This window comes from Chryseobacterium sp. WG23, from assembly GCF_024586575.1.
GTDB lineage: Bacteria > Bacteroidota > Bacteroidia > Flavobacteriales > Weeksellaceae > Chryseobacterium.
Map to the genome: position 1 here is coordinate 143,055 of NZ_JALCZE010000008.1, position 13,910 is coordinate 156,964.

Below are 13,910 nucleotides of genomic sequence, written 5' to 3' on the forward strand. Positions count from 1 at the left end.
GCAATATTTAATTATAAACCTATTAACCAAGTTACAATTTCCTTACATACAAATTCTAATTCCGGTGAAATATTTTAATTTTCAATAATAAATCATAAGAAAGGCCAGTACAATTTTTCATTAAAAAATCATAAATTTTTAATATTCTCGAAACAATTTTTCTTTTAATCCATATATTTGCATACTATGGAATACAATACCCAAAAAACTCAGCTTCATATGCCCGAATACGGCAGAATTATACAACAGTTGGTTGAGCGCTGCAAAGAGCTTCCTTCCAAAGAGGAAAGAAGTGAAATGGCTATGGCAATCATCGATTTTATGGGTCAGAGAAACCCACAACTTCGTGACGAAGACAATTATAAACATAAACTTTGGGATCATCTTTTTATTCTGGCAAATTACGATTTGGATGTAGATTCTCCTTATCCGTTTCCTACGATGGAAGAATTGGCCGAAAAACCTAAAAGGATGGAATATCCAAAACTTCAAGGAGACTTTAAGTTTTACGGAAAAAGTATTCTTCAATTGATCGAAAAAGCAATTGAACTGGAGGCGGGTGATGAAAAAGAAGCCCTTATCGAGGTAATTGCGAACAATATGAAGAAATCTTATAATGTCTATAATAAGGAACATGTGACGGATGATGTTATTTTCCGCCACCTGAAGGAACTGTCTGAAAACAGGTTGGACCTTACAGGAATAGATTCTCTTGAAAAAAGTAAAATCTATTACACCAGTAACAACAACAACCGAAACAATAACAGTAACAACAATAATAGGAGTAATAACAATAACAACAGTAATAACAAAAATCAACCCAATAAAAGGAGACATAACAATAATCATAAAAACAGAAAATAATGAGTGGAACATTTCAAATACGAGGAGGAAAAAGATTGCAGGGTGAAATAACTCCACAAGGGGCTAAAAATGAGGCTCTACAAATTTTATGTGCTGTTCTGTTAACTGATGAAGAGGTCACTATTAAAAATATTCCGGATATTCATGATGTCAACAGATTAATTGAAATTCTGGGTGACTTTGGGGTAAAAATTACTAAAAACGGACACGGTGACTACACGTTCAAAGCTGACCAAGTAAATTTCGACTATATAAAATCCAGCGAGTTCAAAAAAGATGGTGCTAAGCTGCGTGGTTCTATCATGCTTATGGGACCGATGCTGGCTCGTTATGGGGAAGCTTATATGCCTACTCCGGGTGGTGATAAAATCGGGAGAAGAAGATTGGATACCCACTTCCAGGGATTAGTGGAGCTTGGCGCAGAATTTAATTATGATGAAGAAGAATATTTTTATTCTTTAAAAGCGACTGAGCTTAGAGGAAAATTTATTCTTCTGGAAGAAGCTTCTGTAACCGGAACGGCTAACATCGTAATGGCTGCTGTACTGGCAAAAGGGAAAACAAGAATCTATAATGCTGCCTGTGAACCTTATCTTCAGCAATTGTGTAAAATGCTGAACAGAATGGGTGCCAATATTTCAGGAATTGGCTCTAACCTTCTTACCATTGAAGGGGTTGATTATCTGAGAGGAACTGAGCACACGATGCTTCCGGATATGGTAGAGATCGGATCATGGATAGGTCTTGCTGCGATGACAAAATCTGAAATCACCATTAAAAATGTAAACTGGAACCAATTAGGAGTTATTCCCAATACCTTCAGAAAACTGGGAATTCAGCTTGAGCAAAGTGGTGATGACATTTATATTCCTGCTCAGGAACATTATAAGATCCAGAAATTCATTGACGGTTCTATTCTTACTATTTCAGATGCGCCATGGCCAGGGTTTACCCCGGATCTATTATCTATTATTCTGGTAGTAGCTACTCAGGCTAAAGGAAGTATTCTGGTGCACCAGAAAATGTTTGAATCCAGATTATTCTTTGTTGATAAATTAATTGACATGGGGGCTCAGATCATTTTATGTGATCCACACAGAGCTACCGTAATTGGATTAAATCAGGAAGCGCCATTAAGAGGAACAACAATGGTTTCTCCGGATATCAGAGCCGGAAATGCACTTTTAATTGCGGCACTTTCTGCAGAAGGAAAATCAATTATCCACAATATCGAGCAAATCGACAGAGGATATGAAAATATCGATGGAAGACTAAAAGCAATTGGTGCTGATATCGAAAGAATATAAAATTATTTTTATTACTATAAAGCGTTCAGAGTGATCCGGACGCTTTTTTATTTTTTAAAAACTAAAAAATTCATCATTCTGAGTCCCTATAGAAATCAACAGTTTAGATTCTTCACTGCATAACCACCACATCAAATCTTCGGTTTGCCACGCCGTTGAAGGAAAGGAATGGTTTCACCTCCAATGTAAGCGAAAGGAGATCTTAGTTTTAAAGGAATAAAAAAAGTGCCCGATTAAAACCGGACACTTTGGGTAATTAAAACTATATGAATCTCCCTTAAGAATATTTCCGGCAGAGATACTCTACCGTTGTACTCAAAAGTTTATTTTTGTTCAGATAGAACTCAAGGTTCTGATAATCTTCTGAATTGACATTAATATATAATTGTACGGTACCAAAACTGTATCCGTTCACATATTCCACATTAGCAGACAACACTCTATGACAAATGCCCAATTGATTGTAGATGGTATTCATTAAATGTTCAAATTTCATTTTCCCATTCAACTCTATTTCCAGGATCAATTCTTTTTTAGGCAGGGTAATTTTGTTTTGCAAAACCTGCAGGCCAGGATTAGGTGTAATCATCACTAAACATTTTTGGTTAAACACTTTCAGATTATATTGCGCTCTGCATTAAATCTGTGACAAAAATATAAAAAAATATTAGTCCATCAAATTAGTAGACTAATATTTTTAAAACTTTAACAAAAAAAAGAAGCCATTACAGCTTCTTTTACATTCTTTACAATTCTTTTATTCTTTCCAGCTTATCTGAACCGGCCAGTCCATTGGGGTTACAGCCGGGTGCTCCTTCCGGAACCTTAAGATTTTTCTTTTGATAAAACTCTTCCCAAAAAACATTTATTTTCCCTGTCTTAGGATCTGTGAACGTCATGGGCTCCAATTTGAAAATATGATCTTCTCTGAATGCTCTTTCAATAAAATCTGAACAGTAATAGGAGTTTTCATCCAGGATATAATTGAAATTATAAGGTTTACCCAGCATTTGATTTGCTTTTTCAACAGCTGATGGAATTGATTTCTGATATTCAGGTTTTAAACGGTATACCACTACTTTCTGGCCGTCTTCTTTCTGATCCTGAAGAAATTCTTTTAATTCCTGCTTTTGGGAGCCTCCTTTTGGAGCCGCATGCAATACAAACAGTCTGTTTTCATCTTTTTCTACAATACCTATATGATCAAAAGAAGCCGCTTTCTGCTTTTGTGTCACATTGTTAATTGCTCCGGAAAGTCCTGATTCTTTTGCAGTGACAAAAAGAAGGTCACCATTTTTAAGCTTTAATGTTGGCGAAGCACTACAATTCGCAAGCAGTACAAGCAAAAAGAACAGACTTCCTGTAATGGTCATTTTTTTTAAAAAAGATATATTAAATTTTAGCATTCTGATATTGTTTCGCCGCCAAAATTACAAAATAGAATTTATTACATTTGTAGGAAGTATTGATCTATTCTTCATATCAACCCAAACATTCCCTATATCTTTATGCCACATATTTTACTCGTTGAAGACGATGACAGACTTTCAAAATTGATCACCAAGGGACTTCAGGAAGCTGAGTTTGAAGTAACGGCAGCCTACGATGGAATAACGGGACTCAAGCTGGCATTACAAAAAGATTTTGATCTTATAATCACGGATATTGTCCTTCCTAAAAAAAACGGTCTTGAATTCTGTAATGAAATAAAGATTTTAAAACCCAACCTTCCCGTGGTAATGCTTACCGCTCTCGGAACGACGGATGATAAGCTGGAAGGTTTTGATGCCGGGGCTGATGATTACTTAACCAAGCCTTTTGAAATGCGTGAGCTGGTGGCCAGAATTAAAGTTCTTTTAAAACGTTTTTCACTGCAGAGGCAGCAAAAAGTTTTTGTTCTTAAATATGAAGGGATTGAAATAAACCTGGAACAAAAAACAGTCAGCAGAGATCAGATTCCCATAAAATTAACCCCAAAGGAATTCAACCTTTTAAAATTCATGCTTGAAAACTCCGAAAGAGTACTTTCCCGCAGTGAAATTGCAGAAAAAGTATGGGAAACCCATTTCGATACCGGAACCAACTTTATTGACGTATACATCAATTATCTGAGGAAAAAAATTGATAAAGATTTTGAAATTAAGCTTATTCATACCAAGGCCGGTATGGGATTTATCTTAAAAAAAGACTACGAAACAGGCATTATATAGTAACCGAAGTGAACTAAAAACAAACGGATGAAAATAAGAACCAGGCTTACACTCCTCTTTACCCTAATCACGGCAATGCTTTTAGGGGTTTACAGCTTTTCTATTTATTATTCGTCCAAAGAGGCCAGAGAGAAATCTTTCTACAGCGAATTGCAAAACGAGGCCATTGCCAAAGCTGATTTATTTTTTCAAAGTTCACTCCCGGAGCAGGAAATGCATAAGCTGTACAAAAATAACAACAGAACTCTTAACGAAGTTCAGGTTGCTATTTATGACTCTGACCATCAGCTTATTTATCATGACGATGCGAAAGTTGACTATGTAAAAGAAACACCGGCGATGCTCACGCAGATATTTCAAAAGAAAAAAATCAACTTCTTTTTAAACAACTTACAGGTAATCGGAATAGTCTATCATCATGCCGGAAAATCCTATGCTGTAACCGCTGCTTCCTATGATAAGTATGGTTATGAATACCTTACTCATCTTCTTACCATTAGTATTATCGCCTTCATCAGCATCCTGATCCTTATTTATCTCGCCGGAATATTCCTTTCTAAAAAAGTATTGAGTCCCCTGAGCGAAATGGTGAATCAAATTAAAAAGATTACTGCCGGAAAATTACAGCTGCGCTTAAAAACGACCGGAGAAAAAGATGAACTTAACGAGCTGGCCCAGAATTTCAATGGAATGCTGAAACGCCTGGAAAATTCTTTTGACTCTCAAAAACATTTTGTATCCAATATTTCACACGAACTCCGCACCCCATTATCCGCAATTATCACTGAGCTGGAGCTGGCTTCTGAAAAAGAACAAACTAAAGAAGAATACCAGCAAACCATCCGGTATGCGTTGGAAGATGCACGAAATATGGCCAAACTGTCCAACAGTTTAATGGATCTTGCCAAGGCAAGCTATGATCCTAATGAAATCAGTTTTTCCGAAGTACGCCTTGATGAGGTACTTCTGGAATCTTACACCAAAATAACAAGAGAGAATCCAGTATATAAAGTCTCACTGAATATAGAAAATGAGGTAGAAGAACATCAGCTGATCACACAGGGAAATGAATACCTGCTGCAGGTTGCTTTTAATAACCTTATTGACAATGCCTGTAAATATTCTCCTGAACATATATGCTCAATAGATGTTACAGCCGGTGAAAAAATACTTTCTATCAGTTTTGCCAACACTGGTATCATCATTCCCCAGGAAGATTTACAACGTATTTTTGAACCTTTTTACAGAAGTGAAACCTCAAAAAAAGAAAAAGGCTATGGTATCGGACTTTTTCTGTCAGAAAAAATCATTCATCTTCATCATGCAATAATTTCTGTAGCATCAGAGCATGATAAAACGGTTTTTACCGTGCATTTTGAAATACCGGGATCCTAGTGATTTTAACTATTTCCATCCTGTTCCACTGAAATTTTACTGAAAACAGTAGTTCCTATACTGGCTGCTATTACGCAGGCAATGGATATCCATTGTAAAAAGGTTAAACTTTCGGAGAGGAATAATAATCCTGAAAAAGCAGCAAATGCAGGTTCCAGGCTCATCAGAATACTGAAGGTTTTGGCCGGAAGTCTTTTTAACGCCATCATTTCCAGAGAAAACGGCAGCGCACTGGATAAGATAGCAACTCCAAGCCCCTTTATAAAAAGGGTTGGTGTAAGATTGAAAACCGCACCATCCCAAATGGTAAAAGGAATAATCACAAGACTCGCAAATAACATCCCGGTAGTAACAGCATCTTTTCCATCCATTATTTTAGATACTTTTCCACCCATTACGATATAACCTGCCCAAAACATTCCTGCCAGAAAAGCCAGCCCAAGGCCTGTTAAATCTATATGATTACTCTGCCAGGGTACAATCAGTAAAATCCCTACACAGGCTAATAAGGCCCAGACAACATCCAGTAACTTACGCGACAGTGCCAACGCCAGGAATAAAGGTCCTGCAAATTCTACCGTAACAGCCAATCCTAATGGAATTCGCTGAATAGCCATATAGAAAATAAGATTCATCGCCGCCAGCCCAATGCCATACAGAGCGCAGTATTTCCATTTTTGTTTTGTAAACTGTAAAAATTTCGGACGGTTAATTAAGGTGAGCAACACAGCAGAGAGAACAATTCTTAAACTAACGGTACCAATAGCACCAATGGCTGGAAAAAGCTGCTTGGCAATGGAAGCCCCACCCTGCACGCAAATTATTGCTAAAAGTGTAGCCGATATAGCTACATTAGACTTTTTCATTTCTAAAATTTATAACTTAAAAAACAACTTTGGAAAGAATTTTCCGGGATTAGGCAAACTCTTATTTTATCATTATAAACCGGGAAATTCCGAATGCAAAATAGCTTGCCGTCAAATGTATTGAAATTTTATCTTTCAAAATGGATACAGTTTTCATTAATTCATAAGACTTAGTTAATGAATATTTCCTAATTATGTTTTCCAAATCCTTTCAAGGTTTCCTGCTATTCTATCCGGTTCAGATGATGATGTACGGTGAGAACATAGGTCTTTTTTTTAAATCCTATACACAATATCATTTGATACATTCCGATGTATACATTCATTTTCAAAGGTCATTTTCCTTCTGTTTTCTCTAATCATTTTCTAATAACATTCTAAAGCTTTTCTAACGGCTTCCCTCCAAAAGGAGGAATACCTTTGCAGCAAATAAAAACCATTATGGATACTGATCCTTCATTATTACACTAACTAAGCATTCAGCAATATATCTTTCTGTATATCGGCTGCATGCCATACAACAAAAAGATTATGAATACACTAGAATTTACCCTCCGTCTTTTCACAGCATTCCTCCTGGGTGCCGGCATTGGTTTTGAAAGACAGTGGCGCCAAAAAAGTGCCGGTCTCCGTACCAATACACTGGTATGCCTTGGCTCTGCGGCCTTCGTTCTGCTTTCCATCAGAATCGGAGGTGATGCTACAGGCAGAATAGCTTCCTATATTGTGAGTGGCATAGGTTTTCTGGGAGGAGGTGTCATTATGAAAGACGGGCTTACTGTACGGGGACTCAATACGGCAGCTACTATCTGGTGTTCGGCTTCCGTGGGAGCTCTTAGCGCTATAGGCCTTCCTTTTGAAGCAGCTATTACCAGCGGGTTTATTATTCTCACACATGTCATTCTCCGTCCTTTAGGAGTAAAGCTTGGCAACACTATCAGCAGCCGAAATCTTTATACCGAATATTTAATCAGTATCAAATGTAAAAGTGAGGTGGAAAACCACATCCGGGTACAGCTGATGCAGTCTTTAAGCGGGAATGATAAAATATTACTGAAATCTCTCACCAGTGATGACAATGGCGTTCCTGAAAATGCCATCATTACAGCAGAAGTTCACGCTTCTACTCCACAGGACAGTTTCATGGAAAAAATAACCAGCAGACTTACTATTGAAGATAAAGTCATCAGGGTAAGCTGGGAAATTATAGGTACTGAAACTGATTTATAACATTTAACACCAACCCTGAAGCCATGTTAAAAAAATATTCCAACAAAAATCTCAATTCCGCAGCGCTTGTAAAATTGAAAGAAGCTGCCTCAGAGAACGAAAATGATTTATGCTATGCTGGAAACTTCAGAAGAAGGGCTAAGCGAAAACACCGTAAAAGACCATTTAAAAATATATGGTAAAAATGAAATTGCCACTCAGAAAGCACCTTCATGGCTGAAGCAGTTTGCCCACTACTATGGGGTATTTCCCTTATCTGACTGCCATTCTTACAGGATATTGTATCCTCACTCAGTTTGTAAAACAACGGTTCATCAAAAAATTTGGACAGTGGCTATAATAGGTTTGCAGCAACTGAAAATAAACGATGTAACTATTGCATTACAGGCTCTCAATTAAAAATAAATCATTGGTTATAAATATTTATATGAAAAATACTGTATTATCAATACTGCTTTTGGCTTTTATTATTTCTTGTAAAGATTCCAAAAGAGAAAACCCACAAAGCCAGGATCTTCAAGTAAAGGGAGATCATGTGATTATTCCTGAAAACAATCCTGTTTTAAAAACCATTAAGACAGAAGTGATCACCGAAAAGCAGCACAGTGATGGGGTGGTGTCTGCAGGAACTATCCAGGCTATTCCCAATCATTATGCAGAAATTGCCAGTCCTTTTTCCGGAAGAATTACAAAATCCTTTATCCGGCTTGGTCAAAATGTTTCTGCGGGAAGCCCGCTTTTTGAAATCCTTTCTTCCGATTATTTTTCAGTTCAGAAGGATTATACAGATGCCTTAAATGATGTGCAGCTGGCAGAGAAAAATTACAGGCGTCAGCAGGATCTGGTAAAACATGGGGTCGGTATTCAAAAAGAGCTGGATGAAGCGGAAACAGATTTTAAAAATAAAAAGACCTCACTTTCTAATGCCTCCTCTGCCCTGAAGGTATATAACAGCAAAGGAGGAGGTATAGGAAGCCCCCTTATTGTAAGAGCTCCTATCAATGGAGAAATTATTTCCAACAAGATTGTTAACGGTCAGTATCTGAAAGGTGACGCTGATCCTGTAATTATTATTGCAGAACTTTCCAAAGTATGGATTTCCGGGGATGTTAAAGAAAAAGACATTCGTTTTGTCAATAACGGTGATCACGTTTCCGTAAAAATAAGCGCTTATCCGGATCGGAATATTACAGGAAAAGTATATCATATTAATGAAATAGTAGACGAGAATACCCGAAGTATAAAAGTCCTTATAGAATGTGATAATCCGGACAGAAAGTTAAAGCCGGGTATGTATGCCACCGTTAATTTCTCAACAACTCCCGAAAAAACAGTTATGATCCCCGTTACCGCTTTAATGCAGCAGGACAACACTCAGTATGTATGGATAAAAACGGGTAAGAACCAATTTACCAAAAAATCCGTAACAACGGGTGAAACTGACCAGAAATCGGTAAGAATTATTTCCGGATTGAAGTCGGGAGAGACCATTATGACTGAGGGCGGAATTTATATGCTGGAGGCAAAATAATATGAATATGATAAAATGTACAATCTAAAAACTATAAAGTACCGTATCCTGTTCAGTACAAACATATGATACGTAAGATTTTATACGCTGTACAAAAATTAAGAATTATGAAGCAATTACTTACAATCTCTATACAGAAGAGGTGGCTGATGCTCGCGCTCTTCCTTTTACTAGGCTTTTTTGGTTATTATTCCTGGACCAGATTATCCATAGAAGCTTATCCTGACATTGCCGATGTCAGCTCACAGGTGGTTACACAGGTACCGGGACTGGCTGCTGAAGAAGTAGAACAGCAAATTACTATTCCGTTAGAACGGTCTTTGAATGGGCTTCCGGGAATGCATGTTATGCGAAGCAAAAGCACTTTTGGACTTTCTATTATTACAATGGTATTCGATGACGGTGTAGATGATTACTGGGCCAGACAGCGAATCCAGGAAAGACTGACCGATGTGGAGCTTCCCTATGGTGCACAGCCGGGGTTGGATCCTCTTACCTCTCCTATCGGCGAAGTCTATCGTTATATTATCGAAAGCAACAACCACAGTCTGCGGGAACTTACCGATTTACAAAATTTCGTGATTATTCCACGCATTAAACAGGTCTCAGGAATTGCTGATGTGACTAATTTTGGGGGTATTACTACCCAGTTTCAGATCGAACTGGATCCTCATAAACTAGAGCAGTATGGTCTTTCATTATCTGAAGTTACGGAAACTATTTCCAGAAATAATGTAAGCGCCGGCGGGAGTATGCTACCCCGGGGAAACCTGGCCTATGTGATCCGGGGGATAGGTTTGGTAAAAGATCTAACAGACCTTGGAAAAATTGTAGTTAAAACACAGAATGGAGTTCCTGTTTTCCTGAATGATGTGGGAACATTAAAATATGGAAACCTGGAAAGAAAAGGCATTCTAAGCTATACAGACAGAAAACGCAACTACTCCGAAAGCGTAGAAGGAATTGTACTTTTACTACGAGGACAAAACCCGTCACAAGTACTAGAAGGTGTTCATCAGGCTATTGAGGAATTGAATAATGAGACCCTTCCTTCAGGGGTAAAAATTCATCCTTTCCTGGACAGAGCCGACCTTGTAAAAACAACCCTTACCACCGTATCCCATACCCTTACTGAGGGAATTGTACTGGTTATTATTGTACTGATTGTATTTCTGGGAAGCTGGAGAGGTGCATTATTGGTTGCTATTACCATTCCGCTTTCCTTATTGTTTGCATTTATCTTAATGCATTTCACTAATATTCCTGCCAACCTCCTTTCACTCGGAGCCATCGATTTTGGGATTATTGTAGATGGCGCCATTGTCATGTTGGAAACTATCCTGAAAAAAAGAGAGGATAATGCAGAGGAAACTCTCGAAGAAAAAACAATTACCCAAAGAGTGATTGAAGTAGCCAAGCCTATTTTCTTTTCCACCATTATCATCATTACCGCGTATCTCCCGTTATTCGCGTTTGAAAGAGTAGAGAAAAAACTGTTTACCCCAATGGCGTTCACCGTAGGTTATGCCTTATTGGGAGCACTCGCTGTAGCGCTGCTTCTTATTCCCGGATTAGCCTATGTGATCTACCGTAAACCACAAAAAATATATCATAACAAATGGCTGGAAAAAATAAGTACTGCCTATGGAAAAAGAATAGAAAAGATCATGCAGACTCCTAAAAAAGTCATTATACCGGTCAGCATTGTATTATTATCTGCAGGAATACTTTCTTATACTGTAGGAAAAGATTTCCTTCCCGAGCTGGATGAAGGATCTATATGGCTTCAGGTACAACTTCCCCCCGGTATTTCTTTAGCCAAATCAAAAGAAATGAGTGATACCCTGCGTGCCCGAACACTGAAACATCAGGAAGTTACCTATATGATGATCCAGACAGGCCGTAATGATGATGGCACCGACCCATGGACCGCTTCTCATTTTGAAGTATCTGTTGGTATAAAACCTTACAGCGAATGGCCTTCCGGAAAAACTAAAGCAGATTTAATTAAGGAACTGGATGCAGATTATAAAAATATGCCGGGATTCACCGTAGGCTTTTCACAGCCTATGATTGATGGGGTTATGGATAAAATCTCCGGGGCACATAGTGAACTGGTTGTAAAAGTATACGGCGAAGAATTTAAGGAAACCCGAAGAATTGCTGAAAACATAATGTCTACTTTGAATACAATTCCTGGTTCTGCTGACCTTGCCATCGATCAGGAACCTCCTTTACCTCAACTGCAAATTATTGCCGACAGGGACAAAATTGCTCAATACGGCCTCAATGTAGCAGATGTAGCAGACCTTATTGAAGTTGCATTAGGGGGAAAAGCGATTTCTCAAATCTTTATCGGCAATAAAGTATATGATATTTCCTGCCGGTACACCGAAGACAGCCGCGATACTCCGGATAAAATAGGAAATCTGATGCTTACCTCAGCTTCCGGGGCAAAAATTCCATTGTCGCAGGTAGCAGAGGTAAAATTAAGCACCGGTGAAAGTACCATTACCAGAGAAATGAATAAGCGTCACCTCACTGTAAAACTGAATTTAAGAGGTACTGACCTTTCTTCTTTCCTGAAAAAAGCTCAGGATAAAATTGAAAAAGACATTCAATACGATCACGGAAAATACCAGATCAAATGGGGTGGTCAGTTTGAAAATCAAAACAGGGCTTATTCCAGGTTAGCATTTATTGTTCCGCTGGCGTTGGCGATTATGTTCCTGTTACTGTATAGTGCATTTGGTGATTTCAGACAGGCTTTGGTCCTTATGTCTATCGTTCCGTTGGCACTATTCGGTGGAATGCTGGCTCTTAATATACGCGGAATGTCTCTTAATGTCTCTTCTGCTGTCGGGTTTATTGCACTGTTTGGGGTAGCCATTCAAAACGGGGTCATCATGATTTCTCATATCAATGACCTTCGTAAAAAAGGTTATGATTTGAATATTGCAGTCACCAAAGGGGCAAAAGATCGTTTCAGGCCGGTACTGATGACGGCCACCGTTGCAGTAATCGGACTATTCCCGGCATCATTGGCTACAGGAATCGGTTCAGATGTACAACGGCCTCTGGCTACGGTGATCGTTTACGGGTTGATGTTCTCTACTATTTTAACACTGTTTGTGCTGCCAGCTATTTATTTTATGGCTGAACGTCGCAATGAAAAACAAAATTTAGAATCAGATGAAAATTAGAGCTCAGTTTATCATACTATTTGCTGTGTTATTCAGCATGACAGGTATACTAAAGGCACAGGAAAAAGAACTTATACGTTTTGAAGAATACCTGAGTCTTGTAGGAAAGAAAAACCTCAGCTATGCCGCCCAAAAATATAACGTAGGTATAGCTGAAGCATCCATCCAGACTGCAGGTATGTTTCCGGATCCGCAACTGGAAATGGAAACCACCAACAATGGGGTAAGAGAAAATATGGGGTATGTTTACGGAGCATCCATCGGCTGGACGCTGGAGCTGGGAGGTAAAAGAAAAGCCAGAATAAATCTGGCCAGAAATCAATCTGAACTTAGCAAAATACAATTGCAGGATTTTTTCAGAAATCTCCGTGCTGATGCAGGTTTAGGATATATTGATGCTTTAAAATCCAAAGCTCTTCTGGAAGTACAGCAGGATTCATACAAAAACGTACTGCAACTGGCCAAGTCCGACAGCATCCGATACCGCCTGGGAACAATATCACTGGTTACAGCAAAACAGAGTAAACTGGAAGCTGCCTCCATACTCAACGAAGTATTTCAGGCTGAAAGTGCAGAGCAGCAAGCATTAACCAATTTATCGGTATTTCTCAGTGACCACAAAATGACCGGCAGAGAGGTTACCGGAGATTTTAATGCTTTCAACAGAAATTTCAGTGTAGATGATCTGATCCTCCAGGCACTGAATGAAAGAACAGATGTATTGGCAGCCAAGCAAAATACACAAATTACCCAAAGCCAGATCAGCCTTGAAAAAGCCAACCGTGCTATAGACCTGGGAATCAGTGCCGGTGCAGAGCGACATACTGAGGCCATCAATGAAATAGCTCCTTCACCAACCGTAAATGCAGTAAAAATAGGACTTAGCATTCCTTTGAAATTTTCAAACAGAAGAAATGCAGGATTAAAAATAGCAGAAATGGCCCATTCTCAGGCTGAGGTTGAATACCAACAGATTGAGCAAAGCATACGGGCAGATGTGATGCAGGCTTATCAGCAATATACAGCCACTCAGAAGCAGGTAAAACAGTTCCATAACGGAATGCTTACTGAGGCCAAAAGTATATTGGAAGGGATTACGTACAGCTACAAAAGAGGGGAAAGTTCTATTCTGGAGGTTCTGAATGCCCAGAGAACCTACAACAGTACCAGGAAAGACTATTACCAGGCTCTTGCAGAGAATGCCGCTGCTTTAATTGAACTTGAGCGGAAAGCCGGAATCTGGGATATTGAATTTTAGAAAATAAAACTGAGAACATTTTTCATCAAAAAACTATAAGACTACA

The 13,910-nt window shown here is 38.6% G+C and carries 12 protein-coding genes; 9 read left to right on the forward strand and 3 right to left on the reverse strand.

The genetic code is table 11. The annotated features are described in order from the left end of the window. Nucleotides 1-186: 186 nt before the first annotated feature. Both MP477_RS13735 and murA read left to right on the forward strand, forming a co-directional pair. Nucleotides 187-864, forward strand: coding sequence for a DUF4290 domain-containing protein (locus tag MP477_RS13735; RefSeq protein WP_230040724.1), 678 nt, complete (start codon nt 187-189; stop codon nt 862-864). Continuing rightward, complete coding sequence (murA, locus tag MP477_RS13740; RefSeq protein WP_230040731.1) at nt 864-2,171, forward strand: UDP-N-acetylglucosamine 1-carboxyvinyltransferase; 1,308 nt, start codon at nt 864-866, stop codon at nt 2,169-2,171. The genes MP477_RS13735 and murA overlap by 1 nt, the downstream gene beginning before the upstream one ends. A 277-nt stretch (nt 2,172-2,448) precedes the next feature. Here murA and MP477_RS13745 read toward each other — a convergent pair whose 3' ends face one another. Further along, nucleotides 2,449-2,760 (reverse strand): NIL domain-containing protein, encoded by a 312-nt coding sequence (locus MP477_RS13745; RefSeq protein ID WP_047490408.1) that lies wholly within the window; start codon nt 2,758-2,760, stop codon nt 2,449-2,451. Nucleotides 2,761-2,917: 157 nt separating this feature from the next. After that, complete coding sequence (locus tag MP477_RS13750; RefSeq protein WP_257190856.1) at nt 2,918-3,544, reverse strand: YiiX/YebB-like N1pC/P60 family cysteine hydrolase; 627 nt, start codon at nt 3,542-3,544, stop codon at nt 2,918-2,920. A gap of 135 nt (nt 3,545-3,679) precedes the next feature. Between MP477_RS13750 and MP477_RS13755 the strand changes: the two genes are divergently transcribed. Further along, nucleotides 3,680-4,381 (forward strand): response regulator transcription factor, encoded by a 702-nt coding sequence (locus MP477_RS13755; protein WP_257190857.1) that lies wholly within the window; start codon nt 3,680-3,682, stop codon nt 4,379-4,381. 27 nt (nt 4,382-4,408) lie between these two features. Beyond that, complete coding sequence (locus MP477_RS13760) at nt 4,409-5,776, forward strand: ATP-binding protein (protein ID WP_257190858.1); 1,368 nt, start codon at nt 4,409-4,411, stop codon at nt 5,774-5,776. A gap of 5 nt (nt 5,777-5,781) precedes the next feature. Here the strand turns inward: MP477_RS13760 and MP477_RS13765 are convergent, their stop codons facing one another. Then, nucleotides 5,782-6,642: a DMT family transporter gene (locus MP477_RS13765; protein WP_257190859.1), complete on the reverse strand. Its 861-nt coding sequence runs from the start codon at nt 6,640-6,642 to the stop codon at nt 5,782-5,784. Between the two features lie 531 nt (nt 6,643-7,173). Here MP477_RS13765 and MP477_RS13770 point away from each other — a divergent pair. From MP477_RS13770 to MP477_RS13790, 5 genes are all read left to right on the forward strand, one after another. Continuing rightward, complete coding sequence (locus MP477_RS13770; protein WP_257190861.1) at nt 7,174-7,872, forward strand: MgtC/SapB family protein; 699 nt, start codon at nt 7,174-7,176, stop codon at nt 7,870-7,872. Between the two features lie 114 nt (nt 7,873-7,986). Next, complete coding sequence (locus MP477_RS13775; protein WP_257190862.1) at nt 7,987-8,271, forward strand: cation-transporting P-type ATPase; 285 nt, start codon at nt 7,987-7,989, stop codon at nt 8,269-8,271. A 28-nt stretch (nt 8,272-8,299) separates the two neighbouring features. Further along, nucleotides 8,300-9,403, forward strand: a complete 1,104-nt coding sequence (locus MP477_RS13780) for an efflux RND transporter periplasmic adaptor subunit (protein ID WP_257190863.1) — start codon at nt 8,300-8,302, stop codon at nt 9,401-9,403. A 107-nt stretch (nt 9,404-9,510) separates the two neighbouring features. Then, the gene (locus MP477_RS13785) at nt 9,511-12,606 is read left to right on the forward strand and encodes an efflux RND transporter permease subunit (protein WP_257190864.1); all 3,096 of its coding nucleotides are present in this window, start codon (nt 9,511-9,513) and stop codon (nt 12,604-12,606) included. Continuing rightward, the gene (locus MP477_RS13790; RefSeq protein ID WP_257190865.1) at nt 12,596-13,864 is read left to right on the forward strand and encodes a TolC family protein; all 1,269 of its coding nucleotides are present in this window, start codon (nt 12,596-12,598) and stop codon (nt 13,862-13,864) included. Before MP477_RS13785 ends, MP477_RS13790 begins: the two co-directional genes overlap by 11 nt. Nucleotides 13,865-13,910: the final 46 nt, after the last annotated feature.

What these genes read in the sequence shown, in the direction of transcription:
- MP477_RS13780 (WP_257190863.1), top strand. Translation starts at nt 8,300, where the DNA reads ATGAAAAATACTGTATTATCAATACTGCTTTTGGCTTTTATTATTTCT.
- MP477_RS13775 (WP_257190862.1), top strand. Translation starts at nt 7,987, where the DNA reads ATGCTGGAAACTTCAGAAGAAGGGCTAAGCGAAAACACCGTAAAAGAC.
- MP477_RS13765 (WP_257190859.1), bottom strand. Translation starts at nt 6,642, where the DNA reads ATGAAAAAGTCTAATGTAGCTATATCGGCTACACTTTTAGCAATAATT.
- MP477_RS13770 (WP_257190861.1), top strand. Translation starts at nt 7,174, where the DNA reads ATGAATACACTAGAATTTACCCTCCGTCTTTTCACAGCATTCCTCCTG.
- MP477_RS13790 (WP_257190865.1), top strand. Translation starts at nt 12,596, where the DNA reads ATGAAAATTAGAGCTCAGTTTATCATACTATTTGCTGTGTTATTCAGC.
- MP477_RS13760 (WP_257190858.1), top strand. Translation starts at nt 4,409, where the DNA reads ATGAAAATAAGAACCAGGCTTACACTCCTCTTTACCCTAATCACGGCA.
- MP477_RS13745 (WP_047490408.1), bottom strand. Translation starts at nt 2,760, where the DNA reads ATGATTACACCTAATCCTGGCCTGCAGGTTTTGCAAAACAAAATTACC.
- MP477_RS13755 (WP_257190857.1), top strand. Translation starts at nt 3,680, where the DNA reads ATGCCACATATTTTACTCGTTGAAGACGATGACAGACTTTCAAAATTG.
- murA (WP_230040731.1), top strand. Translation starts at nt 864, where the DNA reads ATGAGTGGAACATTTCAAATACGAGGAGGAAAAAGATTGCAGGGTGAA.
- MP477_RS13735 (WP_230040724.1), top strand. Translation starts at nt 187, where the DNA reads ATGGAATACAATACCCAAAAAACTCAGCTTCATATGCCCGAATACGGC.
- MP477_RS13750 (WP_257190856.1), bottom strand. Translation starts at nt 3,544, where the DNA reads ATGACCATTACAGGAAGTCTGTTCTTTTTGCTTGTACTGCTTGCGAAT.
- MP477_RS13785 (WP_257190864.1), top strand. Translation starts at nt 9,511, where the DNA reads ATGAAGCAATTACTTACAATCTCTATACAGAAGAGGTGGCTGATGCTC.